Source organism: Neisseria sp. HMSC073G10 (assembly GCF_001812605.1).
GTDB lineage: Bacteria > Pseudomonadota > Gammaproteobacteria > Burkholderiales > Neisseriaceae > Neisseria > Neisseria subflava_A.
Map to the genome: position 1 here is coordinate 1 of NZ_KV809518.1, position 26290 is coordinate 26290.

A 26290-nucleotide genomic window follows, 5' to 3' on the forward strand; every position below is an offset into this window, starting at 1 on the left:
CAGGCTGAATAAATAAGGAAAATGAAATGAATGTCATAGGGTTGGACGTATCTAAAGACACGATAGACGCAACATTGATTACAACTAAAGGAAGCAAAGACTATATAAAAATATACAACAATACAGAAGGATTTGAGAATCTGATTAATTGGATAAAAACAAAACGAATTAGAAAAATTGCCATAAGTATGGAAGCAACGGGTATTTACTACGAACAGGCGGCAGAATATTTGAGCGCGCTATATACGATTTTTGTTATTAATCCCTTGAAAATCAAAGAATACGCAAAAAGTCAGTTTAGCCATACCAAAACAGATAAAGCAGATTCAAAACTTATCGCCGAATTTGCAAACCGCCATTTAGACAAACTGACACCTTTTAGGCCGTCTGAAAATCCAACACTCTACAAACTGATAAATCTGCTACAACAACTCAAGGAACATCAAAAAGAAACACAAAACAGGTTGCATACCGCAACAGACATCTACATAAAATCAACCCATGAAGCAATCATAGAACTACTTGAAGAAAAAATAGATCAGACATCAAAGCGGATAGAAGGCATGATAAAGCAGAAAGAAAGCCTAAATATCGAATATCAAAACCTGCAAACCATCCCGGCAATAGGAAAAGAAACCGCAGTGATCTTGCTAAGACACCTGACAGATAAAAATTTTGAAACAGCGAATAAATTTGTAGCCTTTGCCGGCCTAAGTCCAAAAATTGAACAATCAGGGACAAGTGTCAATAAAAAAGGTAGATTGAGTCGATACGGACACCGGCAATTAAAACGCGCCTTGTTTATGCCTGCCCTTGTTGCCTATCGCATGAATGCATTTCCTCAACTTGTCAGAAATTTGGAAGAGGCAAAAAAGCCTAAGATGATAATCATCGTTGCATTAATGCGAAAATTGGCAAAAATTGCCTTTTATATACACAAGACTAAAAAGCCGTTTGATAAAGCGCGCCATCAGACGGTTTAACGAATTTATACAAAACAAAACGGCTGTAAAAACAGCCGTTCTTTGTCGTTTCTGTTGAAAATGCAATAACAAAATACCTATTGAAAACAGAAACATAAGAAATTAACTTATTTTAATAATTGACAGGTCAATATATCATCTTTTCCATTTCTGTTTATACGGTTTGCGAGTATTTGGCTTTGGTTTCTTTATGGCGCAGATGGTAGTCGAACACCATAGCGATGTTGCGGATCAGGAAACGGCCCTTCGGCGTAACGGTCAGGCCGTGCGGTTTGAGACGAACCAGACCGAGGGTTTCCAGTTGCTTCATATCTTCCAGTTCCGCTACAAAATAGCGGCTAAACGGAATGCCGAACACGCTTTCGTAAATTTGATAATCAAGCGAGAAGCGGCACATTAAATCCTGAATGATGTTGCGGCGCAAAATATCGTCTTGATTGAGCTGGTAGCCGCGCATAATCGGCAGATGTCCGGCATTGAGTGCGGCGTAATAGGCATCGATGTCGCGCTCGTTTTGGGAGTAGGTGCTGCCGATTTTGCCGATAGAGGACACGCCGATCGCCACCAAGTCGCAGTCGGCATAGGTCGAGTAGCCTTGGAAGTTGCGTTGCAGGAAGCCTTCTTTGAGGGCGATGGAGAGCTCGTCGTCAGGTTTGGCAAAATGGTCCATGCCGATGAAAACGTAGCCGCGCTCAGTCAGGGTTTGGACGCAATATTGCAGCATATCGAGTTTTTCTTCGCTGCTGGGAACGACATTAGTGTCGATACGGCGTTGCGGTTTGAAGATATGCGGCAGGTGGGCGTAGTGGTAAAGGGCGAGGCGGTCGGGATCGAGGGATAAGACCGTATCGATGGTAGTTTTGATGCTTTCGGTGTTTTGGTGCGGCAGGCCGTAAATCAAATCGACGCTGACCGATTTAAATCCGGCTTCACGCGCGGCATCAATTACTTCTTTAGTTTCTTCATAACTTTGAATGCGGTTGACCGCTTCCTGCACTTTAGGGTCAAAGTCTTGAATGCCGACACTCATGCGGTTGAAACCGAGTTTGCCCAGTTTGAGGACGGTTTCGCGGCTGACTTTGCGCGGGTCGATTTCGATGGAGTATTCGCCGTTGGGGATGAGCTGGAAGTATTTTCGGATCATTTCGAAGACGCGTTCGAGTTGGTCGTCGCTTAGGAATGTCGGCGTGCCGCCGCCGAAGTGGAGTTGTGCAAGCTGGTGTCGTCCGCCTAAATGTGGTGCCAGCAACTCCATTTCTTTTTCCAGATATTGGATATAGGCATCGGCACGGCTTTTGTCTTTGGTAATGATTTTATTGCAGCCGCAGTAATAGCAGATGGTATTGCAGAAGGGAATGTGGATGTAGAGCGAAAGGGGTTTGTTGAGCGCGCCCATGTTGCGCAGGTTTAAAGCTTGGATATATTCGGCTTCTTTAAAGCCTTCATGGAAGCGGTCGGCGGTCGGATAGGATGTATAACGTGGACCGCTTGACGGCAAACTGGCAATCAGTTCACGGTCGAATTCCGGTAATTCATTGTTTGTGTTCGTATTATTTGAGATAGGGATGATTTTCATGGTCGGGGCTTGTAGTATGAAGTAAGGAAATTAGGGAAAATTTTAGTCAAAATTTCGATAGTTTGGTAGAATGCCTCATAATGATATGCCGACTTTGACATGGGTCAATAGTTATTCGGCTTAATCAGGGATTGAGAGAACTAAGCAAATTAAAGGTGCGTTATGGCTACACACAATGCAACACATCAAATGAAAACCTTGTGTTCCACATGTTCTTTACGCGAGCTGTGTTTGCCTGTCGGACTGATGCCTAACGAATTTTCACAATTAGACGCGGTTATTCGTCAAAGCCGCCGTCTGAAAAAAGGTGAATACCTGTTCCGTGCCGGCGAGCCGTTTACCTCTTTGTTTGCCATCCGTGCGGGCTTCTTTAAGACAACAGTCGCCAGCCAAGATGGACGAGATCAGGTAACCGGCTTTTTTATGTCGGGCGAGCTGATCGGTATGGATGGGATTTGTTCCCATATTCACAGCTGTGATGCTGTGGCTTTGGAAGACAGCGAGGTATGCGAGCTTCCGTTTACACATATTGAAGAACTCGGTCAGGATATTCCCAGCCTCCGTTCTCACTTTTTCCGCTTGATGAGCCGCGAAATTGTTCGAGATCAGGGCGTTATGTTGCTTTTGGGCAATATGCGCGCTGAAGAGCGATTGGCGGCATTCTTGCTCAACTTGTCCCAGCGTCTCTATTCACGAGGTTTTGCCGCCAATGATTTTATCTTGCGAATGTCGCGTGAGGAAATTGGCAGCTATTTGGGGCTGAAACTGGAAACAGTCAGCCGCACCTTGTCTAAATTCCATCATGAAGGCTTGATTTCGGTTGAACACAAGCACATCAAAATCCTAGATGCGACGACTTTGAAGAAAATGGTTTCCGGTTGTTCGCACGCTATCTGAATCTTAGGCCGTCTGAAATATTTCAGACGGCCTTTTTAACAAGAATTAAAGAATAATTGTTAAGTTACGAAAGTGATAGTCAGATTTTAAATTGAAAAATCTTCAACAACCGGCGTGTACAGAATGCGATCGACTACTTCTCTGGTCAGTTTCGGTGCAAACATCTGGATAAAGTCATACGCGTAACCGCGCAGGTAGGTATCGGTGCGTAAGGCTATCCAAGTGGGCGACGGTTCAAATAAGTGTGCCGCATCAATCAGCTGTAAATCTTGATCGACAACGGGATCGTACGCCATTTTCGCCATCAAACCAACGCCCAAGCCTAAGCGGACATACGTCTTCAATACATCTGTATCGGCAGCCGATAAGGCAACATCAGGTTGCTCAATATGCGCTTTATTAAATGTACGCGCAATGCTACTGCCGGAATTAAAAGCAAATTCGTAAGTAACCAGCGGAAAAGAAGCTAAATCTTCAAGGCTTAAAGGATTGCGGCAGTCCAAAAGAGGGTGGTCGTGCGGAACAATGACGGCATGGTTCCATTCATAGCAGGGTAGTTTGCCCAACTCGGGGTGATCGTCAATGCGTTCGGTAATAATTGCCAAATCCGCTTCGCCGCTGCTGACCATTTGCGCAATGGCAGAAGGGCTGCCTTGTTTGATGGTCAAATTGACTTTAGGATAGTTTTTCACAAATTCCGCAACGATTTTAGGTAATGCATAACGCGCTTGGGTGTGCGTCGTGGCAATGGTCAGGGAGCCACTGTCATGATCGGTAAATTCGCTGCCGATATTTTTAATGTTCTGTACATCACGCAAAATTCGTTCCGAAATTTCTAACACGGCTTTGCCCGGTTGCGAAACGGAAACCACACGCTTGCCGCTGCGGATAAAAATTTGGATACCCAATTCTTCTTCAAGCAGGCGGATTTGTTTGGAAATGCCGGGCTGGGATGTAAAAAGCGCATCGGCAGCCTCGGAGACATTCAGATTGTGCCGGTAAACTTCAAGGGCATAACGTAATTGTTGTAGTTTCATGGTAGCAGTACCGAATACGTTGTTATTGTGGATTTTGTGCGACAAACGGCATGTAATTTAACATATTTTGCCCAGTTTTGCCCCGAGTTTTGAAAATGGTTGTTTTTAATGAAAATATCTTTTAATGATATGAAAACAGGAAATTCAGGAAAGAAGAGGGAAAGGGGTTTTGTTGTTTTTGTACAACTTTAGGTGGGTGAATTGTCTGATTTTGCCCTAAATTAATGACACAAGATTGATTTTTCGGCATGATTAACTACTAGGAAGCAGGCACTTCATGATTGTTTGAAGGCATCGAGTATTGACAGTTTGCCTTGCGCTTCTTTATAGTGCAACCTGATATATCCGATTTGCCGCTGTTTTGATACTGCGGCCTGTATATTGGTACTTTGCAGCGGTTGCTTTCCTAGTCCGCCGCATAACAATTTGATGAGGGAATAAAATGACCAAACAGCTGAAATTAAGCGCATTGTTCGTTGCCTTGGTTGCCTCTGGCACCGCTATGGCCAGCGAAGCGCACACCAAACACGGTTACACCGTAAGCAGCCAATCTCAAGAAATCGTCCGTAACAACTACGGCGAATGCTGGAAAAACAGCTACTTCGACAAAGCTACCGAAGGCCGTGTTGAATGTGGTGACCGCGAAGCAGTTGCTCCTGTACAACAAGCTCCTGAGTATGTTGATGAAACTGTTTCTCTGTCTACTAAAACTCTGTTCGGCTTCGACAAAGACAACCTGCGTCCTGAAGCTCAAGAAAACCTGGACTCTTTGGCTCAACGCCTGAGCAACGAAAGCGTACAAACTGTACGTGTTGAAGGTCACACTGACTTCATGGGTTCTGAGCAATACAACCAAGCTCTGTCTGAGCGTCGTGCTAACGTAGTTGCTAACTACTTGGTAGGTCGTGGCGTTGCTTCTAGCAAAATCTCTGCAGTAGGTCTGGGCGAATCTCAAGCTCGCATGACTGCTACTTGTGAAGCTGAAGTTGCTAAACTGGGCAAAAAAGTTTCTAAAGCTAAGAAACGTGCTGCTCTTATCGCTTGTATCGAACCTGACCGTCGCGTTGATGTTAAAATCCGCAGCGTTGTTACTCGTCAAGTTGCTCCAGGCCAAACTATCGAAGGTCAAGGCGAATTGCCTGCTACTGATGAAGGTTGGATCCCAGCTCCTTACAATGGCGTTCACGGTTACGCTAAACCTTAATCGGTTTTTGAAAAATGCCCTGCAATATGCAGGGCATTTTTTTATGGTTTATATTTGAAGAGTCGGGGAATTCATGATTCAAAATAAAAGGCCGTCTGAAAGACTTATTTTCAGACGGCCTTTTATTAAGACAGATTAGTTTGACTTGGGCCATTTCCATACGCAAACAGCGGCGAGTATTGTACAAATCAAAAAGATGATACTGGATAAGCCGTGCCAAACGCCGAATGTTCCACCTACTAGGGACAGTAACCAGTTATCTAGTCCGTACTTGTGTGCCTCGATAACCGGCGTAACCAAAAGATGATTACAGGCTAAGAGTAGCCAAAGTACCAATATCCACCAAGAAAGTGAGGCCAGCTGTTTTCTGAAAAAGGCATAGGCTGCGCCAAAAATAACTAAGCCACATATCGCTGTAATGGCAAACAAAATGCCGGCAATTTCTCCTGCCTGCATTTTAGGCAGAAGGCGGAATAGGATCGGGACGGTAACATAGCCTGCGGTCAGTTGCATACCGAGCCACATAGCGGCAGCGGTTTGGATAATTTTGTACGGTAGATTCATTATGTTTCTCCTGGGAGGATTTCACTTTCTTTGATTATGGTGTTTTTAGGTACAACAAAAGGCCGTCTGAAAATGTTTTCAGACGGCCTTTTGTTTATTTAAATATATTGCACGGCAATGATGTCATATTCACGTACGCCGCCGGGTGCTTGAACTTCTGCAACGTCGCCTTCTTCTTTGCCGATCAGGGCGCGGGCAATGGGGGAACCAACGTAGATTTTGCGTTCTTTAATGTCTGCTTCATCTTCACCGACGATCTGGTAGGTAACTTGTTCTTCAGTTTCCAAATCTTCCAGTGTCACAGTTGTGCCGAATACGATTTTGCCTTCGGCGTGGATTTCGGCAGGGTTGATGATGTGCGCCATAGAGAGTTTGTGTTCCAACTCGGCGATGCGGCCTTCGATAAAGCCTTGACGCTCTTTGGCGGCTTCGTATTCTGCGTTTTCAGACAAGTCGCCGTGCGAACGTGCTTCGGCGATGGCTTCAATGACTTCTGGACGTGCTACGCTTTTGAGGTGTTGAAGTTCTTGTTTCAATAATTCTGCACCACGGACGGTCAAAGGGATTTTTTGCATTGAGTTCTCCATGAAAGCATGATGATGCTTTTAAAATTTTATCCGGCCACGCGCGGTAGCCGGATTGAAAATAAAAATACAAGCCGCCAAAGCTTGGCGGCTTGATAAATAAATAAGTAATGCTCGTATTCTACCAAATTTTGCCGAAACCGCAATGATTAAAACGGATTTTCAGTAAAGTGTTGTTTTCTGTCTATTTTGTTTTTTCAGACGGCCTGAAAACTAAATATTGAAGTATTTCAAAGCTGCATTGGAAAAACGATTTCTTAAATGAATGTTTTTGATTAAAATACCTGATGCTAATCCGTAGTGATTAGTCTTCTTTAACTATATGAAGAGAAAATATGGAAAAAAAACCAACTTCCCAAAATGAACAACGAGCTAACCGCCGTTATTTGACTGTTTGGCGATGGCATTTTTATGCCGGACTTTTGGTTGCGCCGTTTTTAACCCTGCTGGCTGTTACAGGGTTGGGAATGCTGCTATTTGCCAATATCACCGGTAAAGAAGGCGAACGCATACATGTTGCGCCGCAGGCGCAAGTGCAGCCTTTGTCGGCTCAGGCTGAAGCTGCCAGACAGTTTGTGAATCCGGAAACTGCCTCTGTGGTGCAATATATTGCGCCGCGCGCAGATGATATGGTTGCCGTATTCCGCGTGAACAATGACGATAAAGCTGCTATGGTTGCCATTGATCCCTATACGGCGAAGGTCGTCAATTCAACGCCGCGCAATGAAGGCTGGTATCACATCATGGACGAAATCCATGGCGATATGATGATCGGTCCGGTAGGCGACTATCTGCTGGAAACTGCCGCGTCGCTGACCATCCTGCTGATAATCACGGGGATTTATTTGTGGTGGGCGAAACAGCGCAGCCTGAAATCCATGCTTGTGCCGAAAGCAGGCAAAGGACGCACATGGTGGCGTAGCATGCACGGCGCATTCGGCACTTGGGTTTCTTTGCTTCTATTACTGTTCTGCCTGTCGGGCGTTGCTTGGGCGGGAATTTGGGGTGGTAAGTTGGTTCAGTCTTGGAGCCAATTCCCTGCCGGTAAATGGGGCGTCGAACCGAACCCTGTATCTACCGTGCCGACCCACGGCGATGTGTTGAACGACGGTAAAATCAAAGAAGTGCCATGGGTTCTGGAGCTTACGCCTATGCCTGTTTCTGGTACGACGAAGGGCGAAAACGGCATCAATCCGAGCGAACCGATGACTTTGGAAACGGTTGACCGCTTTGCCCGCGAAATCGGTTTTGAAGGCCGCTACAAGCTTAATTTGCCTAAAGGCGAAACGGGCGTGTGGACGCTGTCTCAGGACTCGATGAGCTACGATATGCCCAGTCCGACCGCCGACCGCACGGTACACATCGATCAATACAGCGGCAAAGTCCTTGCCGACATCCATTACGACGATTACAACTTTTTCGGTAAATTCATGGCGGTCAGCATTGCGCTGCATATCGGCACGATGGGTTGGTGGAGCGTGCTGGCGAACGTTTTGTTCTGTTTGGCGGTCATCTTCATCTGCGTCAGCGGCTGTGTGATGTGGTGGAAACGCCGTCCTTCGGAAGCACGTGGTTTGGTTCCTCCTGCGCAGAAAATAAAATTGCCGGTATGGTGGGCAATGGCTGTACCACTTCTGATTTTGGCTGTGATTTTCCCAACAGCCATAGCCGCAATCGCTGTGATTTGGATTTTGGATACACTGTTGTTGTCGCGTATTCCAGCATTGGCAAGATGGTTTAAATAACCGTCCGATATGATTAAAGGCCGTCTGAATCTTTTGTTTCAGACGGCCTTTTGTATAAAGGTTAAAAGAGGTAGGGAAGTTACGATTCTGTTTAAGTTTATATGTGAAATGGAGATGGTGGTTGGCTTGCAGGATTGGTGTAAGAAAGACAAGGAGTTTTTGTATAAAAACAAAAAACCCACTTCATTGAAGTGGGTTTTTGATGAAGGCTATTAACCTTTGCGAGCAGGCAATTTTTCTTTAATGCGAGCTGCTTTACCGGTCAGACCACGCAAGTAGTACAGTTTGGCGCGACGTACGTCACCACGGCGTTTAACTTCGATTTTTTCTACGGTAGGAGAGTACAGTTGGAAAGTACGTTCTACACCTTCGCCGCTAGAGATTTTGCGAACGATGAAGTTGCTGTTCAGGCCACGGTTGCGGCGAGCGATAACAACACCTTCGTATGCTTGCAGACGGCTGCGAGAACCCTCAACCACGCGTACAGATACGACAACGGTGTCGCCTGGAGCGAATTCAGGGATTTCTTTGTTCAAGCGAGCGATTTCTTCTTGCTCTAATTGTTGAATCAAGTTCATTTGTTTTTCCTAAGTTATGATTGGATTTCCTGTTGCTCTTGCAAGATTTCTTTTAAGAGGCGGGATTCCTTTGGGATTAAACTGCGCTTTTCCAATAAATCGGGTCGGCGCTCTAAAGTGCGTTGTAGAGATTGTTTCAATCGCCACTCGGCAATCAAGCCATGATTTCCTGAACGTAAGACATCAGGAACCATCATGCCTTGGAATTCTACGGGTTTGGTGTAATGAGGACAATCTAAAAGGCCGTCTGAAAATGAGTCTTGTTCAGCTGACTGTATATCGCCCAATACACCCGGTACCAATCTTAAGACGGCATCCATCAACATCATAGCGGGTAATTCACCGCCCGAGACGACAAAGTCGCCAATGCTGATTTCTTCGTCCACACTGCTTTGCAGCAGTCTTTCATCTATGCCTTCATAGCGTCCGCATAGAAGAATAAGATGGGGCAGTTCGGCAAGTTCTGCGGCCTTTTTATGCGTCAGCGGCCGACCTTGCGGACTGAGATAAATTACTTTGGCAGGTTTTTGCGAGTTTGCTTTGGCTTCTTCGATTGCAGATTGAAGCGGCGGCGCCATCATAATCATTCCCGGACCACCTCCGAAGGGGCGATCGTCGATATAGCCAAGTTTGTTGTCGGCAAATTTTCGGGGATTGATGGCTTGAAACTGCCAAAGATTTTGTTTTCTTGCTCTGCCTGTAACGCCATATTCGACAATGCTGTCGAACATCTCCGGGAAAATGGTGATGGCTTGAATCAGCATCAGTAGTCCAAACCCCAGTCGGCAATAATGGTTTTGCTGTCGGTATCGACAGATTCGATATAGTTGGAGACAAAGGGAATCAGGATTTGTCCATGTTCGCCTTTAATCATCAAAACATCATTTGCACCGGTTTCCATCAGGTTGCTGACTTTGCCGAGAACGATGTTTTCTTTGTTGATGACGGTCATGCCGACTAAATCTGCCCAGTAGTATTCGTCTTCCTCAGTAGGGGCGAATGACTCTCTGGGGATTTCGATGGTATAGCCGCGCAAGGCAAAGGCTTGGTCGCGATCGTCTATACCTTCAAATTTGACCTGAAGTTCGCCATTGACAATTTTACCTGCCTCAAGCACAACATTCAGGGTTTTGCCATCCTTGCACAACTGCCACTCGGGGTAGTCCAGCAGGCTGTCGGTATATTCGGTATTGGCGGCAATTTTAAGCCAGCCTTTAATGCCGAATACACCTTTGATGTAGCCCATGGCTACCCGTTTTTGAGTGTCTGTCATGGTCGTTTCGGCTGATTAAGCAGCGATTTTTTGCTCTTTAATCAGTTTGGCAACTGCGTCGCTAACTTTCGCGCCTTGAGCAACCCAATGGTTGATGCGGTCTGCGTCGAAACGTACGCGTTCTTGTTTTTCGTTGGCAACGGGGTTGTAGAAACCTACGCGCTCGATGAAGCGGCCGTCACGACGGTTGCGAGAGTCAGTTACGACTACGTTGAAGAAAGGGCGGTGTTTTGAGCCGCCGCGAGCCAAACGGATAACTACCATTTTGAGTCCTTTTGAAAAATGCGGATATATAGAAACCGCTAATTTTAGGATATTTCACACGGGTTATGCAAGTTTTTATTTGTTTTTGTTGCTGTTTTGCCATTCATTCAAATCGAGGTTGGCTTGATACAGGCCGCGGTCGGTTTCCGATGGGGTAACGGTAAATCCTGATTTTTCAGCGAGTTTGAGCATCGGTGTGTTTTCTTTGAGGATTTCCGCATTCATGGTTTGGTAACCTTGCTGTGTGGCAGTTTGGATAATAAGGCTCATCATTTTGCCAGCTAAGCCGGTTTTGCGTGCTTCAGGCGCTAAAGTAATGCCGAACTCGCACTCATTGCGATTGATGCGGCTGTAGCGGCTGACTGCGACGATACGGCCGTCTGAAGCGAAGGCTGCCCACGCGCATTCGGTATGGAAATCAGGGCGAGTAAGCCGTGCGAGTGTGGGCAGCGGCAACTCGTTGGTATGGGTCATGAAGCGCGTATAGCGGTCGGCCGCGGGTAATTGGCGGACAAATTTTTGTTTGGCTTCGGCATCTTCAGGCTCTAGTGCGCGGATGTGCAGTGTGTTGCCGTCGGGCAGGGTAAAGGTATCGGTTTGGCTCGGATAGGGTGCGAGTACGTTTTGTATCTCGGGCGTTTCGGTTTTAGGGTGCAGCAGTTCGGAAGCGGCTTCGCCGGTGTTGCGTAGGAATTCGGCTGCGGCCGGATTTTTTTGTTGGAGATAGGCGGCGGCGCTTTGCATTTTGGCGGCGGCCTGTTCCAAGGTTTGGACGGCTTTTTTTGGGATTTTGGTTGTTGGTGCAACAGGTTTTTCCACGATTTCGGGAATGATGGTACTGCTGTATTGGCTGCCGTTGTAGTTGAGGATAATGTTGCCGATATGCTGGTTGTTGTGGATAAGCGTGTTTAGGGAGTGCAGGAATTGATTGAGAACGGAAGTGTTGTCGAGTTCTGCAAACTGGCTTAAACGCTGGATATCGAGTGTGGTAAAGGGAGGTAATGCGGCTTCGGCTTTGCCATTGTAATGGGCGGTAAGGATGTTGCCGTAAATGGCATGGCGGCTGGACCGGAACTGGACGGCATTGTGTTTTTGGGTTTGGCACGGAGGCAGGTATAGGGCCTCCGCCATCAGTTCAGTTTGGCTGGATGCAATGGCTTTATCAATATTTTTGCTTTTAGGTGTTTTCAGACGGCCTGTTTTGGCTGGGGCAGGGGTATTTTGTACTTGTTGCAAATAGGCGGTTTGATTGCGGAAATAAAGTGTCAGTAAGGCCTCTTCCGGCGTGTTAAACCGAGTCAGACCGTCTGAAAAACGATAGCTGACGAGAATGGGCTTGCTGGTTTTTTGTGCCAAATTATCTAGAGTTTGATGAATGCTGTACGCATCCGGCGTATCTGGCGAAATAATGCCGAGCAGGGCTTGAGTATGCGGATTTTGTAATTGTTCTAGCGCCAGACGGTGGATGCGTGCAGGTGTGGGGTTGCTGCCGATGCAGCCTTGTCGGATGGATGGTGCATCGGTTGGGAGGTCGAGGGTCAATTCGCAGGCATTGGCGGTACTTCGCAGCCATTCTATCGGCGTGTCGGACAGAATGGTGGGGTTGGTAATGACGGGAATGCCGGAAAGGTGGGCTTTTAGGGCTGCTTCCAGTTCGGCGGTATTGAATACCGGTTGGAAATTGCAATGGCGGCTGAGGCTGCGCAGGATGGCTTTGTCTGTGTCGTCGGTATGGTGTGTGGACAACAGGATAAGCGGGGTGTGGCGTGTAAAGTGGCGGATGGCACTGAACAGCTCGCGTTGGTTTTCGGCCGGATTGTAGTGGATCACGGCAACTTTGGTATGGCGGTTGTGGCCGAAGCGGTTGAGCCAGTCGGCAGACGTGGTAGGACTTAGGTCATAGTTGAGGCTGATGTGGCGTGATACGCCTTGGTGCAGCGTGTTCAGCAGGTGGTTGATGTTGCGGCTGACGGTGCTGTGGCCGGTCAGTAACGCGATATGGCCGGCCGGATAGTCAGTTTGGGTGCCGATGTTGAGGTTGAGTGAGGGGAGTTGGATGCCTGCGCTGTTACACACGGTGATATTCAATTTATCGCCGTGATATTTTTGAATGATGGAACGGGCGTTTTTACAGGATTCGGGTGGCAGGTTTTCCCAATCTTGAATCAGGATAATGTGGCGCAGGTCTTTTTTACGGCAGGCTTTGAACAGCGAGTCATAATGGTCGGGCGGGATAACGGCAACAACCAAATCGGCTTGGCCCGGGATTTTGCTGAGGTTGGAGTAGGAGGGAATACCTGCGACACTGCTGTGTCGAAGATTGACGGGGGTGATTTTGCCTTGATATGAGGAACCGAGCAGATGGCTGAAAATGCGTTCGCCAAGGCTGTGCGGACGTTCGCTGGCGCCGACGAGGATGATGTGTTCAGGCATGAAGAAGTAGCCGGTTTGGACGGTTGCACTCATGATGGTTCCTTATTTGTGTTTTTGGCCGTCTGAAAAGTTTCAGACGGCCTTATTTTTAGACTTCTTTTTTGTCTCCGGCTTTCTTTTTGGGAAGGATAAAACGCATCCTCAGGCCGTTGGGTTTGACATTTTCAGCAATGATTTTACCGCAGTGCTGTTCCATAATGTGCTGCGTCAAGGCAAGCCCTAAACCTGTACCGGGTTTGTGCGCGCTGGAGTCGGCGCGATAAAAGGCAGTGAAAATATGCGGAAGTTGCATTTCGTCCACGCCAGGCCCGTTGTCGGTAACATCGATAATCCAGTTTTTGCCGTCTTGTCCGATATGGGTTTGAATGGTGCTGCCTTCCGGACTGTAATTGATGGCATTGCGGATAACGTTGTCAAAGGCGCGGTATAGATAGCCTTCGTTGGCGCTGACTACGGCATTTTCGGGGATTTTTGGATCAATGCTCAGGGTAACGCTTTGGTTGTTTTGGTGGGCAATGCTTTGGTTGTCCTCAATCAAGTTGGTTAAGAACGGAACGAGTTTGAGGTTTTCTTTTTCCAAAGGAATATTGGAAGTTTCCAAGCGGGATAGGGTCAACAATTCGCCGACCAGAGTATCCATGCGTACCAATTCGCCTTCAAGGCGCTTGAGGTATTGCTCTTGTTTTTGCGGCTGAGATTGAATCAGGCCGACAATCGCCTGCATACGTGCCAGCGGCGAGCGCATTTCATGAGAAACGTGGTGAAGCAGGTGGCGCTCTTTGGCAACAAGTTTTTCCAGTTTCTCGGCCATTTTGTCGAACTGCACGGCAAGGTGGGACAATTCGTCGTCACGGTCGTCAACTTGCTGGGAAATGCGGGTTTCGAGTTCGCCATTGGCTACCCTGTCCATGCCGCCACCAAGAATTTTAATGGGCTTGGTGATGTTGTTGGCAAGGATATATGCCATCAAGAGGCCGACGATGATGATGAAAGACAGAATGATAAATTCGTGCCAAATCGGTGAGAGCGGCAGGCCGGGAATGAAAAGCGGGCTGGGCAGGCGTTGGGCTTGATGGTTGTCCCAGCCTTTAATGAAGAAGAGGTATTCTTCGCCGAAACGGTCGTATTCGATGTGGGCTAAATCGGATTCGGGATTGTTGATGGCAAAGATGCGGGCGCGTTCGATGGACAGGCTGTCGATATTGCGGCCTAAAATATCTTTTTTATCGTCGCCGGTAATCACATAAACGGCATTGGAAACCGGATTGTTTTTCCATTCGGAAAGAATTTCACGCGCACCGCTGTCTCCGCGTGAGTTGAACGCGGAGATGATGCTGCTCATCAATGTGGTTTCGATGGTGCGGCGTTGGTTGAATTGGTTTTCGGCGAGGGTGTTTTGTACCAGCCAAAATGAAAAACTCGCCACAAAGATTGCGCAGACGATAACTGCGCAAAATGTGGCGAAGATGCGTTGAAACAGTTTCATTGATCTGTTTAATCTTTAGTTTTTAACAAACAGGTAGCCTAAGCCACGTACAGTTTGAATCAGGGAAGCATCGCCCAATTTGTGGCGGATGCTGGAGATGTGTACGTCGATGCTGCGGTCAAATTTAGCTAGTTTGCGGTCGAGTGCCTCGATAGACAGGGTCTCTTTGCTGACGACTTGTCCGGCGTGGCGCATCAAAACTTCGAGCAGGTTGAATTCGGTGCTGGTCAACTCGAGCGGAGTGTCTTTGATGCTGGCTTGGCGTTTGGCCGGGTACAAAACGACGTCGCTGACAGAAATGCTGTTAGGCGCGTTGTTTTGTTCGTTGCTGTGTTGCGCACGGCGCAGGATGGCGTTGATGCGGGCCAAGAGTTCGCGCGGTGTGCATGGTTTCGGTACGTAATCGTCCGCACCCATTTCCAGACCGATAATGCGGTCGATGTCGTCGCCTTTCGCGGTCAGCATGATGATGGGCACGGTGCTTTGGGTGCGTACGTTTTTCAGTACGTCCAAACCGTTCATTTTAGGCATCATGGAGTCTAATACGACGACATCGTATTGTCCGGTCAGAATTTCTTGAACGCCGGCTTCGCCGTCGGGAACGCTATGAACGTTGAGGCCTTCGGCAGTCAGGTATTCGGTCAGCAATTCGGTCAAGAGGGCATCGTCATCTACGAGTAATACGCGACTCATGGAATTTCCTTTTCGTGATTGTATGCGCCGCGGTACTAAATGGCAGTACGGCGCTTAAAATAGAGTTGTGTTCAATCTTAACATGCAATCTGCTTTTGTTGATAGCGTAATTTTCTGTGCTTTTGCGCTTTTTTGCATAGAAACTTGTCGCTCTTTACATTTTCAGACGGCCTGTAAGGACAAACTGACAATTGAGTGAGTTTTGTTTAGGGTTTATCACATGATTTGGCAGTTTGGTGTTTCGGTGCATTGATGAAATCTTTGCAATCGGACAAAAGTTTGGGCAGCAGAGGGGCGAATACCGGATGGCTGCGTATTTTGTCGGCGTAGAAATACATCATATAGGGATAATAATATTGCACTGCCTGCATCCATTGCGCACCTTCTTCTTTTTTGCCTTGTCGGTAGAGGTAGAGGCCGACTTGATAGGCGTTGGAGTAGGGGCGGTAGGTCAGGGCTTTGAGTGCGGCCTCTTCCGCCCATGGGCGGATGTAGGCATCGGTCGGGTCTGCACGTTTGCTCAAACTTAAATCGGCGTAATAGGCAAGCATGGGGCTTTCTTTGGAAAGCTGCTGCAAGCCGTCGATTTTGTTTTGGACTGTTTGCGGATCGTCGGTTTTCCCTACACGGCTATATTGGGTCAGATTTTGATATTCCCAGCTGAGGTTTGCCATGCCGATTAAGATCGATAAAGCGGCTATACCGCCTGCCCACTGCCTGATTTGAGTAGATAAAGGGCCGTCTGAAACATCTTTTGGATAAGAAGGTGTCAGCGACAGAATCAGGCTGAATACGGTGAGGAAATAAATATACCAAAGTGGATATTCGAGCATGCTGTGGCAGAGGCTGACGGCGGCGGCGGTTAGTAAAAACAGGGAAGCCGGCGTTTGGTTGCGGCCCAACAGTCGCCATACGGCTGCAAGCAGGGTTAAGGTTGCAAGCAAGGTGCCGGCAATGCCCATTTCGGACAATAACTGCATGACGATATTGTGCGAATGGGTAAACAGTACGCCAAGGATATTGTTGGGGAAGTATTGTTGTTGGGCATTGATCAGGAAGGTTTGCTGGGCAAAACTGTTCCAGCCGTGACCGAACCAAGGTGCGGATTGAAAAGCAATCCATGCCTTGCTCCATTCGATTTGGCGCATGGAGCCTTCAAAACCGCTGGTGCCTGCGCGTTCGACAGCGGTTTCGTATTTGATGTTGCCAAACAAATCCAACAGGCTGCCCATACCGAATTGGAAAGCGGCGGCCAGGATGGCGGTCAGAAGGAAAATGCACAGTGCGCGTTTGTGTTGGAAACGGGTACGCCAAAACCATAACGGCGTAATCAGGAATAGGGCGGCAATGTAGCCTAAGATGGTGCGCGAGTTGACAAGGCCGAGGGTCGCAGTCAAAGCCAATACGAACAGAAAACCTGCTGCATTGGACATTTTGCGCGCCGTCCATAAATAGGATGCCGCCAAAATGCCCCACATTAAATAATGTCCCAAATGGTTTCGTTGGCCGAGTTGGCCGTTTACGGTGCCGTTGCTTCGGGCAATAATGCCGTTCAACCACTCTACGTTGGACCAGCCTTTAAATTGCAGCCAGACGATGGCAGCCTGTATGGTTGCACCTATCAATAAAGACCAAGCAAAGATGCTGACGACGCGTTCCTGTCCGTAAGCTGCTACCCAGCCCCGCACCGACCATGCGCCCAGTGCCAAAATGACAAATGTCCAGGCGGTGATGTCACTCATGCCGGGGTAGATCGAATGCATGAGGCGCGCTTGGAGCGACCAAAATACGGCCATGGCAAACAAGCCGATACTGAGTGCAGGAAGGCGGATATTCAGCAGGCCTTTGTGTGCGCTAATCAATGTCAGTACCAATGAGCCGCTCAGTGAGATGGCTTCCAAATAAAAGCTGGGCAGTGGGCCGACTCGGTAGAGTGAGAGAAAAGGGACGGCGCAAATCCAAAGAAAACTGAGCCATAAAGGCCAAAAGGTTTTCACTGAAGATTCAGTCAGGCCGTCTGAAAGTGTGTGGTAGGTCATTTTGATGTGTGTTTTTGTTGTTTGATAAATGCAAGGCAGCCGAGGAAAAAGGCAATACACAATAATACGGAAACGGCGGCGCAAATCCGGCTGGCGACGGCTGTGTCTGCCAGGCGCATACAGGCTTCGGCAAAGTAAATCAGAATCAGCATGGAGCTGTATTGATAAGTGTAGATGCGTTTTTTCAAAATGCCGGTCAACGGCAGGCACAGCGGCAGGGCTTTCAGTGCCAGCCATGAGCCGCCTTCGCGCAATGGCGCGATCCACAATTCCCATGACAAGGAAAGCAGAATCAGCAGGATAAGGCTTATGGAAGTTGCAAGATAAGGTAATGGGGAGCGTGTATTGTTCACAATATTGAGGGCGTAAAGCCGTACTGGAAAACTTAAAATTATACCGCTAAAAAGGCGGGATAAGCCAAGAATATTGCTTAAAGGTACTGAAGAAAGGATTTATTGTTTTTTTCAAACGAATGAAACTTTATCTTGTTTTATAGTCTTATTAATATATATATTTAATAAAGATTGTGCTACTATTATAAATACTTTATCTCAGGAGGATAGAAAACCATGAATCGCGTTGCTGATGTTATCCGTGATGATATTAAAGTAATGACAGCCTATCAGGTTGCTGATTTGCCGGAAGGTTTTATTAAGTTGGACGCCATGGAATGTCCGCATCATCCTTTCGCCGGGTATGAATCTTTATTGTCAGAATGGGCGAATTTGGCAAAGCAGGCACCGATTCATTTGTATCCCCATACTGCCAAGAGCGGTATTTATGAAGAATTGAGGGAGGTTTTCGCTATTCCCGATAAAGCGGAAATCGCATTGGGTAACGGCTCCGACGAGCTTATCCAATTTTTGACTATGCTGGTTGCCAAACCAAATGCGCGTGTATTGGGTATTGAGCCAAGTTTCGTTATGTATCGTCATAATGCCGCGCTTTATGGCATGGAATATGTCGGTGTTCCCTTAAATCCGGATTTCTCTTTAAATCTTCCTACCGTTTTGTCTGCGATTGAGCAACATCAGCCGTCATTAATTTTTATTGCCTATCCCAATAATCCTACCGGCGTGTGCTTTAAGCGAGAAGAAGTAGAGGCGGTCATTCGTGCGGCTACCGGCATTGTGGTTGTCGATGAGGCATATGGTGCGTTTCATCATGACAGCTTCCTTCCGTGGGCGGGTGAAGTCGAAAACCTGGTTGTAATGCGCACCATCAGTAAAATCGGCTTTGCAGGCTTGCGGATGGGATATGCGGCGGCAAGTCCAAGTATTATGGGTGAATTGGCCAAAATCCTTCCGCCTTACAATATGAATCAATTAAGCTTGGCGGCGGCAAAATTCTCATTGAAACATCATCCAATCATTCAGCAAAACATTGATACATTAAAAAACGAGCGTTCGCGCGTGATGAATGAATTGTTGAAATTAAACCGTTTGGAAGTTTTTCCGAGCGAAGCCAACTTTATTACTGTTCGCGTTCCTGATGCGAACGAGCTGTTTGAAATATTGAAGCAAAACCGCATACTGATTAAAAAACTGCATGGCAGCCATCCGCTTTTGGATCAGTGTGTCCGCATAACCATAGGCTCGGCAGCGCAAAATGATGCCATCTTGGCCGTTATTAAAAACCTTTACCCCAATCTTTGATTCCAAGGAAACTACCATTATGAACAAAGCTCAACTGCATTTGACCAATTTTCTGTTACTGGTTGAAGAAGCCGGTTCATTGACCAAGCTTGCACGCGCGTGCGGTTATGAAAACTCCGCCTCTTTGTCTCAGCTCAAACGCCGTTTGGAACAACAAGCAGGCGATGAGTCTGCGCGCGGCATCCGTCCGAGCCTGGCTGCGAAGTTGGAATCTGGTATGCACAAACGCAAAGGCTGGCTGAACCGTGATCACAGCAAAGATCAAGAAAAAGCAGTAGTTGAAGCGGCGCGTTTGGAAAAACAAACTGTCGAAGTGGCCGAAGCTGGTGTTCCAACCGAAGGCCGTTTTGTTACCGTTACCCGCAATACCTGCGAAACCCAAATCACCGTCAGCCTCAATCTTGACGGTACCGGTAAATACCGCTTGGATACCGGCGTTCCTTTTCTTGAGCATATGCTTGCCCAAGTGGCGCGTCATGGTTTGATTGACTTGGATATTACCTGCAAAGGCGATTTGCACATTGACGACCATCACACGGTTGAAGACATCGGTATCGTGGTGGGTCAGGCCCTGAAACAAGCGCTTGGCAATAAAGCCGGCATTACCCGTTATGGCCATGCCTATGTTCCGCTGGATGAAGCGTTGAGCCGTGTAGTCATCGACCTTTCCGGTCGCCCCGGTTTGGTGTACAACATCGACTTTACCCGCGCCCTGATCGGCCGTTTTGACGTTGATTTGTTTGAAGAATTTTTCCACGGTCTTGTGAACCACAGCATGATGACCTTGCACATCGATAACTTGAGCGGCCGTAATGCACATCATCAAGCCGAGACTGTTTTCAAAGCCTTCGGTCGCGCCTTGCGCATGGCGGTCGAATACGATCCGCGCATGATGGGTCAAACGCCTTCTACCAAAGGCACGTTGAGCGAAGAGTCTGTTCAGGAAGAAGCAGAAGCCGCGTCTGAAGAATAAGGCATCGTGTGAATGAATAAAGGCCGTCTGAAACCGATCAGGATTTCAGACGGCCTTTTATTATTTGTCTTGTATAGTGGCAATATTTTGTTTTAAACCATCTTTTGCTACAATCATTCTTATTATTATATTAATCATTAAATGTTTTCAGACGGCCTGAGGAGAAACAATGAAAGTAGCGATTGTCGATTATGGAATGGGAAACCTGCACTCAGTATTGAAATCTGTTCAGGCGGCGCAGGTCTTGTCCAATCAAAATGCCGAGGTTTATCTGACTTCGCGGCCCGAAGAGGTGATGGCGGCAGATAAGGTTATCTTTCCAGGGCAGGGTGCCATGCCGGATTGTATGTCGGCGCTGAAGGCAAGCGATTTGGGCGAGGCGGTTTCAGACGGCCTGAAAAACAAGCCGTTTTTTGGAATTTGCGTAGGTGCGCAATTATTGTTTGAACACAGTGAAGAAGGCGATACAGATGGTTTGGGTTGGTTTGAAGGTCAAGTAAAACGGTTTTTGCCCAATCAAACCGATGAGCAAGGAGGCCGTCTGAAAGTGCCGCATATGGGTTGGAATACAGTGCGCCAAACCCGTCCGCATCCTTTATTTCAAGACATTGGGCAAAACGAGTATTTCTATTTTGTTCACAGCTATTATTTTGCACCGAAAAATGAAGAGATTGTTTTAGGCGTTAGCGAATATCCGAATGAATTTGCCTGCATTGTCGGTAAGGACAATGTGTTTGCCACACAGTTCCACACGGAGAAAAGCCATCAGGCAGGATTGCTGCTGCTGCGTAATTTTTTAAATTGGCAGATTTGAGGCTTTTAACATAAATCTGCTAAAAATCGCTAATTTGTGTAAAATATACTGAAATTGAATAGAGGAGAAGAAAATGCTGTTGATACCTGCCATTGATTTGAAAGAAGGACGCTGTGTTCGCTTAAAACAAGGCTTGATGGAGCAGGCGACGGTGTTTTCCGATTCACCGGCAGAGATGGCTTTGCATTGGCGCAATCAAGGCGCACGCCGTTTGCATTTGGTTGATTTGAACGGCGCATTCGCAGGCGTTCCTCAAAATTTTCCGGCGATTAAAGAAATTTTGGCCGCCGTAGCCAAAGATATTCCGGTACAGCTTGGCGGCGGTATCCGTGATTTGGGCACCATCGAAAAGTATTTGGATTTGGGTCTGACCGATGTGATTATCGGTACGGCCGCGGTAAAAAATCCTGAATTTGTGCGCGAAGCATGTAAGGCCTTTCCGGGTCAGATTATCGTCGGCTTGGATGCCAAAGACGGTATGGTGGCGATAGACGGTTGGGCAACGGTAACGGAGCATCATGTCGTCGATTTGGCCAAGCGTTTTGAAGACGATGGCGTCAACAGCATTATTTATACCGATATCGGCCGCGACGGCATGATGAGCGGCGTGAATATCGAAGCTACCGTCAAATTGGCCCAATCCGTGAATATTCCGATTATCGCTTCCGGCGGTTTGACGAATTTGGATGATATCCGTGCATTGTGTGCCGTTGAAAACGAAGGCGTGAGCGGTGCAATTACCGGCCGTGCAATTTATGAGGGAAGCATTGATTTTGCACAGGCGCAAAAACTGGCCGATTCTTTGGCTTAAGTGTGTCAGATTATGCGGATAAGACCTTGCAGGCCATTAAAACGCAGCGGCTGACGCAGCACACAAAAATGCACTCAAAGGGATTGCCTGTATAGGTCATGGGTTTATATCTGTTTGAAATAATTATAAAAACAACCCAATCGATATTTTATTAAGGGATTAGTATGCTTGAAGCGTTTGTTTTGGGTTTTTGGATTATCTGGTCATCCGACCGCGAAGTGTATCCACTAAGTGAAAGTTTGTGGTTTACACTGATTGCAGTGATATTGCGGCAGCTGACGGCGTTTGATTTACCGATTATCGATACCTATTGGATGATTTTCAACGGGATAATATGGGCATTTGCCGGTTTGATTTTTTCCATCGTCGGTCGCATCGACAGCAATTTCATTATTTCCTGCGTTTTGGCGATGATGGCGGGGATTGGTTATTTTCAGCTGTTGCAACATTTGCCGGATTGGTTGAGCAAATTTTTGGCCTGACGGTTTCAGACGGCCTGAGAACGGATAAGAGGTATTGAGTATGACATTGGCAAAACGAATTATTCCTTGTCTGGATGTAAAAGACGGTCGCGTGGTAAAAGGTGTCAACTTTTTGGGTTTACGCGATGCAGGCAATCCGGTTGACGTTGCCAAACGCTACAACGATGAAGGCGCGGATGAATTGACCTTTTTGGACATTACTGCCTCCAGCGACAATCGCGATACTATTTTGCACGTTATTGAGGCAGTCGCATCACAAGTTTTTATTCCATTGACGGTCGGCGGCGGTGTGCGTACGGTTGCCGATATCCGTCGCCTGCTTAATGCCGGTGCCGATAAGGCCAGCATCAATACGGCCGCTGTAACCAATCCTGATTTGGTAAATGAAGCGGCCGGTTTTTTTGGTTCACAAGCGATTGTCGTTGCCGTGGATGCCAAAGCGGTCAACCCTGAAAATACCCGTTGGGAAATCTTTACCCACGGCGGACGTAATCCGACCGGTTTGGATGCGGTGGAATGGGCTGTCGAAATGCAGCGGCGCGGTGCGGGCGAGATTTTGCTGACCAGTATGGATCGGGACGGCACCAAGCAAGGTTTTAACCTGCCTTTGACACGCGCGGTCAGTGAAGCGGTCGATATTCCGGTCATTGCTTCCGGTGGCGTCGGTTCGGTACAACACTTGGTGGACGGCATTAAAGACGGAAAGGCAGATGCGGTATTGGCCGCCAGTATTTTCCACTTTGGCGAAGCGAGTATCCGCGAAGCGAAACTGGCCATGCGTGAAGCAGGAATTGAAGTGCGTTTGTGATTGCTATCTAAAGGCCGTCTGAAAATATGGGAGAAAGGCGCGAATGTCGAACATAAACGAAACGCTGCTGAATGCCGTAAAATTTGATGAAAAAGGTTTGGTTTGCGCGATTGCCCAAGATTGGCAGACACGCCGTGTGCTGATGGTTGCCTGGATGAACGCCGAAGCCCTACAAAAAACCGTAGAAACCGGTTTTGCCCACTATTACAGCCGTTCCCGCCAAAAACAATGGATGAAGGGCGAAGAGTCCGGACATACGCAAAAAGTACACGAATTGCGCCTGGATTGCGATGGCGACGCAGTGGTTATGCTGATTGAACAAAACGGCGGCATTGCCTGCCATACAGGGCGCGAAAGCTGTTTTTACAAAGTTTGGCAAGAGGGCGCATGGCAGGCAGTTGATGCCGTGTTGAAAGATGAAGAAGCGATTTACGGACATAAACATCCTTAAGGCCGTCTGAAAGAAAATAAGAGAAACCGACCATGACCGATACTATCCTTACCCAAATTCAAAACGTCATCGATTCGCGCAAAGGCAGCGATCCTGATGCTTCTTATGTCGCCCAACTGCTGCACAAAGGCGAAGACAAGATTCTGAAAAAAGTCATCGAGGAAGCGGGTGAAACCTTGATGGCTTCTAAAGATGGCGGTGGCGAACATTTGGTTTACGAAGTGGCGGATTTGTGGTTTCATACCATGGTTTTATTGGCGCATCACGGATTGCGCGCTGAAGATGTGGTAAACGAGCTTGCGCGCCGTCAAGGTTTGTCGGGGTTAGTGGAAAAAGCTTCTCGCAAAGAATCTTGAATTTATATTACAATCTCGTATTTGACCTGTTTCAGAATCCGTCTCTTGGGGCAAAACGATTTCACTTTTTGGGTTGAAACCCGTTACGCTCGTTTTCAGACGGCCATTGGAGCCATTATGGATAATTGTATTTTCTGCAAAATCGCAACCAAAGATATTCCGGCGCAAACCGTTTATGAAGACGATGAGATGCTTTGTTTCAAAGACATCCGTCCTGCCGCGCCGGTGCATCTGCTGCTGATTCCGAAAGTGCACTTCGATTCACTGGCACACGCAACTGCCGAATATCAAACCCTGTTGGGCAAAATGATGTTAAAAGTTCCTCAAATCGCCCATGAGGCAGGTTTGACCGACGGTTTCAAAACCCTGATCAACACAGGCAAAGGCGGCGGACAAGAAGTCTTCCACCTGCATATCCATATCATGGGTACGCCTGCATAACTATTATCTATTTTTAACAAATTCAAGGATTTATCATGGGTAGCTTCTCTCTCTGGCACTGGATTATCGTACTGATTATTGTCGTTTTGGTATTCGGTACCAAAAAATTGCGCAACGTCGGCAAAGACCTCGGCGGTGCGGTACATGACTTCAAACAAGGCCTGAACGAAGGTACAGACGGCAAAGATGCCAAAAAAGACGAAGTCATCGAACACAAAAAAGACGAAGACAAAGCATAATCCATGTTTGATTTCGGTTTGGGCGAATTGCTGCTGGTCGGCGTTGTCGCCCTGATAGTGCTTGGCCCCGAACGTCTGCCGCAAGCCGCGCGCACGGCCGGGCGTTTGGTCGGCAAATTGCAAGGATTCGTCAACAACGTCAAGCAGGAGCTCAACACTCAGGCTGAGTTGGACGAATTGCGCAAGGTGAAGCAGGAATTTGAAACCGCCGCATCTGAGTTTCGCGACGGTATCAAAGACTTGGGCAACGATGCACAAAAAAATCTGAGCGATATTTCAGACGGCCTCAAGCCGTGGGAACGCCTGCCTGAACAGAAAACGCCTGCCGATTTCGGTGTGGATGAATTTGGCAATCCTTTGCCTGATCTGGCTTCAAACAGCACTGAGCATGAAAGCGCAATCCAAGCTTCTGAGCAGGGTGGGGCAGTGCAAACCCAAGAGCTTGTCGAAGCTGAAAATGCTGAATCCGAGCAAGACCGCGCTTGGCGTGAGTATTTGACCGCATCGGTTTCCCCCGCACCGGCGGTTGAAGTCAGCTATGTCGAAGCTCCTGCCGCCGATGTTCCTCCGCTGCATACGACATCTCTGCGTAAGCAGGCGATGAGCCGCAAACGCGATATGCGCCCGAAATTCCACGCCAAGCCCAAACTGCGTGTTCGTAAGTAAAAAGTGAGTCAACCGGTGTCCGAACCTCAACACGAACAACCCGTCCAACCGCTTATCGAGCATCTTCTCGAGCTGCGCCGCCGTATGATGTGGATCGTCATCGGTATTGTTGTCTGCTTTTTGGGTATGATGCCGTTTGCCCAGCAGCTCTATACCTTTGTTGCCGAACCATTGATGGCCAATCTGCCTAAAGATACCAGCATGATTGCGACCGATGTGATCGCGCCGTTTTTTGTGCCGGTAAAGGTTACCTTGATGGCGGCGTTTCTGCTGTCGTTGCCGCACACGCTGTATCAAGTCTGGGCGTTTGTCGCCCCGGCTTTATACCAAAACGAAAAGCGTTTGATTACGCCGCTGGTGTTGTCCAGCGTGACGCTCTTCTTCGTCGGTATGGCATTTGCCTATTTCCTGGTGTTTCCCGTTATTTTCAAATTCTTGGCCGGTGTAACCCCTGTCGGTGTCAATATGGCGACCGATATCGACAAATACCTGTCCTTTATTTTGGGCATGTTTGTTGCATTCGGTACGACGTTCGAAGTTCCCGTCGTTGTGGTGTTACTTGCAAAAATGGGCATTGTTTCGACTGAACAGCTTAAGAATGCGCGTCCGTATGTGATTGTCGGTGCGTTTGTCGTGGCTGCAATCATCACGCCGCCGGACGTAATTTCTCAAACCCTGCTTGCTGTTCCGCTGATTCTGCTCTATGAAGCAGGTATTTGGTTCAGCCGCTTTATCAAAGCGAAAACGCAGCAGGAAGATAAAGATACACCGCAACCACCGTCAGAAGTTTAAGAATCAAGGCCGTCTGAAGAATTTTTCAGACGGCCTTTGTATCATGGCACTTTCAGTTTTTAAGAAAAAGCATGATGGATGTTTGGGGAATCGTAAAACATTGCCGCCCCAGATTCTTTTGATGCGACTAAAAATTTCGACTGAGGATTTTGTCGAAATCGAAGCAGTAATGCGTAACAGTCCCTCATGCCTCAATGGGCTGGATTTTAATACCAAACTTCCGGAATTAAGTTTGGGAAATGGGGTGATTTTTACCAATACATAAGCTGAAAATACTTGATTTTAGGTAATTGAAAAAATATTCGTTTCTATTTTATTAAAAAGCATGATGTCAGGCCGTCTGAAAATTAACTACGTTTCAGACGGCCTTTTTGTCACCTTTCTTTTTCTTTGTAATCCTTATTTTTCAAGCATCTTACAAAAAGAGTTTGGAAAAATAGGTGCTT

30 protein-coding genes are annotated in these 26290 nt (G+C 47.4%); 17 read left to right on the top strand and 13 right to left on the bottom strand.

The window, feature by feature from the left end:
- Positions 1–26 precede the first annotated feature (26 nt).
- Positions 27–983, top strand: a complete 957-nt coding sequence (locus tag HMPREF2865_RS05360) for an IS110 family RNA-guided transposase (RefSeq protein ID WP_070646175.1) — start codon at positions 27–29, stop codon at positions 981–983.
- Between the two features lie 154 nt (positions 984–1137).
- On the opposite strand, the gene hemN is transcribed toward HMPREF2865_RS05360, so the two are convergent.
- Entirely contained in the window at positions 1138–2559 is a 1422-nt protein-coding gene (hemN, locus tag HMPREF2865_RS05365; RefSeq protein WP_070646177.1) for an oxygen-independent coproporphyrinogen III oxidase, read from the bottom strand.
- Between the two features lie 162 nt (positions 2560–2721).
- Here hemN and fnr point away from each other — a divergent pair, with 162 nt between their 5' ends.
- The gene (gene fnr / locus HMPREF2865_RS05370) at positions 2722–3456 is read left to right on the top strand and encodes a fumarate/nitrate reduction transcriptional regulator Fnr (protein ID WP_039862092.1); all 735 of its coding nucleotides are present in this window, start codon (positions 2722–2724) and stop codon (positions 3454–3456) included.
- An 86-nt stretch (positions 3457–3542) separates the two neighbouring features.
- Here the strand turns inward: fnr and HMPREF2865_RS05375 are convergent, their stop codons facing one another.
- Entirely contained in the window at positions 3543–4493 is a 951-nt protein-coding gene (locus HMPREF2865_RS05375) for a CysB family HTH-type transcriptional regulator (protein ID WP_070503716.1), read from the bottom strand.
- A 442-nt stretch (positions 4494–4935) separates the two neighbouring features.
- Here HMPREF2865_RS05375 and HMPREF2865_RS05380 point away from each other — a divergent pair, with 442 nt between their 5' ends.
- A complete protein-coding gene (locus tag HMPREF2865_RS05380) occupies positions 4936–5697 on the top strand; it encodes an OmpA family protein (protein ID WP_070646180.1) in 762 nt (253 codons plus the stop codon).
- Between the two features lie 135 nt (positions 5698–5832).
- Here HMPREF2865_RS05380 and HMPREF2865_RS05385 read toward each other — a convergent pair whose 3' ends face one another.
- On the bottom strand, positions 5833–6261 hold the full coding sequence (locus HMPREF2865_RS05385) for a DUF4149 domain-containing protein (RefSeq protein WP_070646183.1): 429 nt from the start codon (positions 6259–6261) through the stop codon (positions 5833–5835).
- 98 nt (positions 6262–6359) lie between these two features.
- Positions 6360–6836, bottom strand: coding sequence for a transcription elongation factor GreA (gene greA / locus HMPREF2865_RS05390; RefSeq protein ID WP_003684304.1), 477 nt, complete (start codon positions 6834–6836; stop codon positions 6360–6362).
- A 344-nt stretch (positions 6837–7180) separates the two neighbouring features.
- Here greA and HMPREF2865_RS05395 point away from each other — a divergent pair, with 344 nt between their 5' ends.
- A complete protein-coding gene (locus HMPREF2865_RS05395) occupies positions 7181–8590 on the top strand; it encodes a PepSY-associated TM helix domain-containing protein (RefSeq protein ID WP_070646185.1) in 1410 nt (469 codons plus the stop codon).
- A gap of 212 nt (positions 8591–8802) precedes the next feature.
- Here the strand turns inward: HMPREF2865_RS05395 and rplS are convergent, their stop codons facing one another.
- From rplS to HMPREF2865_RS05445, 9 genes are all read right to left on the bottom strand, one after another.
- The gene (rplS, locus tag HMPREF2865_RS05405) at positions 8803–9168 is read right to left on the bottom strand and encodes a 50S ribosomal protein L19 (protein ID WP_003679470.1); all 366 of its coding nucleotides are present in this window, start codon (positions 9166–9168) and stop codon (positions 8803–8805) included.
- Positions 9169–9182: 14 nt separating this feature from the next.
- Positions 9183–9932, bottom strand: a complete 750-nt coding sequence (gene trmD, locus HMPREF2865_RS05410; protein WP_070646191.1) for a tRNA (guanosine(37)-N1)-methyltransferase TrmD — start codon at positions 9930–9932, stop codon at positions 9183–9185.
- Positions 9932–10441 carry a ribosome maturation factor RimM gene (gene rimM / locus HMPREF2865_RS05415; RefSeq protein WP_049329569.1) on the bottom strand — a complete coding sequence of 170 codons (510 nt, stop codon included), beginning with the start codon at positions 10439–10441 and terminating at the stop codon, positions 9932–9934. The genes trmD and rimM overlap by 1 nt, the downstream gene beginning before the upstream one ends.
- A gap of 15 nt (positions 10442–10456) precedes the next feature.
- Positions 10457–10705 carry a 30S ribosomal protein S16 gene (gene rpsP / locus HMPREF2865_RS05420; RefSeq protein ID WP_003684452.1) on the bottom strand — a complete coding sequence of 83 codons (249 nt, stop codon included), beginning with the start codon at positions 10703–10705 and terminating at the stop codon, positions 10457–10459.
- Between the two features lie 75 nt (positions 10706–10780).
- On the bottom strand, positions 10781–13171 hold the full coding sequence (locus HMPREF2865_RS05425; RefSeq protein ID WP_070646194.1) for a bifunctional acetate--CoA ligase family protein/GNAT family N-acetyltransferase: 2391 nt from the start codon (positions 13169–13171) through the stop codon (positions 10781–10783).
- 55 nt (positions 13172–13226) lie between these two features.
- Positions 13227–14624 carry a HAMP domain-containing sensor histidine kinase gene (locus tag HMPREF2865_RS05430; protein WP_049331159.1) on the bottom strand — a complete coding sequence of 466 codons (1398 nt, stop codon included), beginning with the start codon at positions 14622–14624 and terminating at the stop codon, positions 13227–13229.
- Between the two features lie 15 nt (positions 14625–14639).
- The gene (gene misR / locus HMPREF2865_RS05435) at positions 14640–15317 is read right to left on the bottom strand and encodes a two-component system response regulator MisR (protein ID WP_003748666.1); all 678 of its coding nucleotides are present in this window, start codon (positions 15315–15317) and stop codon (positions 14640–14642) included.
- Positions 15318–15523: 206 nt separating this feature from the next.
- Positions 15524–17356 (bottom strand): PglL family O-oligosaccharyltransferase, encoded by a 1833-nt coding sequence (locus tag HMPREF2865_RS05440; RefSeq protein WP_070646197.1) that lies wholly within the window; start codon positions 17354–17356, stop codon positions 15524–15526.
- Positions 17353–17709, bottom strand: coding sequence for a DUF2069 domain-containing protein (locus HMPREF2865_RS05445; RefSeq protein ID WP_049336736.1), 357 nt, complete (start codon positions 17707–17709; stop codon positions 17353–17355). Before HMPREF2865_RS05445 ends, HMPREF2865_RS05440 begins: the two co-directional genes overlap by 4 nt.
- A 216-nt stretch (positions 17710–17925) precedes the next feature.
- Between HMPREF2865_RS05445 and hisC the strand changes: the two genes are divergently transcribed.
- From hisC to HMPREF2865_RS05510, 13 genes are all read left to right on the top strand, one after another.
- Positions 17926–19011 (top strand): histidinol-phosphate transaminase, encoded by a 1086-nt coding sequence (gene hisC, locus HMPREF2865_RS05450; protein WP_070646200.1) that lies wholly within the window; start codon positions 17926–17928, stop codon positions 19009–19011.
- Positions 19012–19030: 19 nt separating this feature from the next.
- Positions 19031–19984 carry an imidazoleglycerol-phosphate dehydratase HisB gene (gene hisB, locus HMPREF2865_RS05455; RefSeq protein ID WP_070646203.1) on the top strand — a complete coding sequence of 318 codons (954 nt, stop codon included), beginning with the start codon at positions 19031–19033 and terminating at the stop codon, positions 19982–19984.
- 169 nt (positions 19985–20153) lie between these two features.
- Positions 20154–20798: an imidazole glycerol phosphate synthase subunit HisH gene (gene hisH, locus HMPREF2865_RS05460; RefSeq protein WP_049331165.1), complete on the top strand. Its 645-nt coding sequence runs from the start codon at positions 20154–20156 to the stop codon at positions 20796–20798.
- A gap of 73 nt (positions 20799–20871) precedes the next feature.
- On the top strand, positions 20872–21609 hold the full coding sequence (hisA, locus tag HMPREF2865_RS05465; RefSeq protein WP_070460189.1) for a 1-(5-phosphoribosyl)-5-[(5-phosphoribosylamino)methylideneamino]imidazole-4-carboxamide isomerase: 738 nt from the start codon (positions 20872–20874) through the stop codon (positions 21607–21609).
- 164 nt (positions 21610–21773) lie between these two features.
- On the top strand, positions 21774–22091 hold the full coding sequence (locus tag HMPREF2865_RS05470; RefSeq protein WP_070460191.1) for a multidrug transporter MatE: 318 nt from the start codon (positions 21774–21776) through the stop codon (positions 22089–22091).
- Positions 22092–22131: 40 nt separating this feature from the next.
- Positions 22132–22899, top strand: coding sequence for an imidazole glycerol phosphate synthase subunit HisF (gene hisF / locus HMPREF2865_RS05475; protein ID WP_070460193.1), 768 nt, complete (start codon positions 22132–22134; stop codon positions 22897–22899).
- Between the two features lie 52 nt (positions 22900–22951).
- On the top strand, positions 22952–23350 hold the full coding sequence (gene hisI, locus HMPREF2865_RS05480) for a phosphoribosyl-AMP cyclohydrolase (protein ID WP_107724171.1): 399 nt from the start codon (positions 22952–22954) through the stop codon (positions 23348–23350).
- Positions 23351–23382: 32 nt separating this feature from the next.
- A complete protein-coding gene (locus HMPREF2865_RS05485) occupies positions 23383–23706 on the top strand; it encodes a phosphoribosyl-ATP diphosphatase (RefSeq protein ID WP_070646209.1) in 324 nt (107 codons plus the stop codon).
- Positions 23707–23823: 117 nt separating this feature from the next.
- A complete protein-coding gene (locus HMPREF2865_RS05490; protein ID WP_070646212.1) occupies positions 23824–24147 on the top strand; it encodes a histidine triad nucleotide-binding protein in 324 nt (107 codons plus the stop codon).
- 35 nt (positions 24148–24182) lie between these two features.
- Positions 24183–24386: a Sec-independent protein translocase subunit TatA gene (gene tatA, locus HMPREF2865_RS05495; RefSeq protein ID WP_003679438.1), complete on the top strand. Its 204-nt coding sequence runs from the start codon at positions 24183–24185 to the stop codon at positions 24384–24386.
- A gap of 3 nt (positions 24387–24389) precedes the next feature.
- On the top strand, positions 24390–25052 hold the full coding sequence (tatB, locus tag HMPREF2865_RS05500) for a Sec-independent protein translocase protein TatB (RefSeq protein WP_070646215.1): 663 nt from the start codon (positions 24390–24392) through the stop codon (positions 25050–25052).
- Between the two features lie 15 nt (positions 25053–25067).
- Entirely contained in the window at positions 25068–25844 is a 777-nt protein-coding gene (gene tatC / locus HMPREF2865_RS05505; RefSeq protein WP_070646218.1) for a twin-arginine translocase subunit TatC, read from the top strand.
- 43 nt (positions 25845–25887) lie between these two features.
- Entirely contained in the window at positions 25888–26109 is a 222-nt protein-coding gene (locus HMPREF2865_RS05510; RefSeq protein WP_070646221.1) for a hypothetical protein, read from the top strand.
- The last annotated feature ends 181 nt before the right edge of the window (positions 26110–26290 follow it).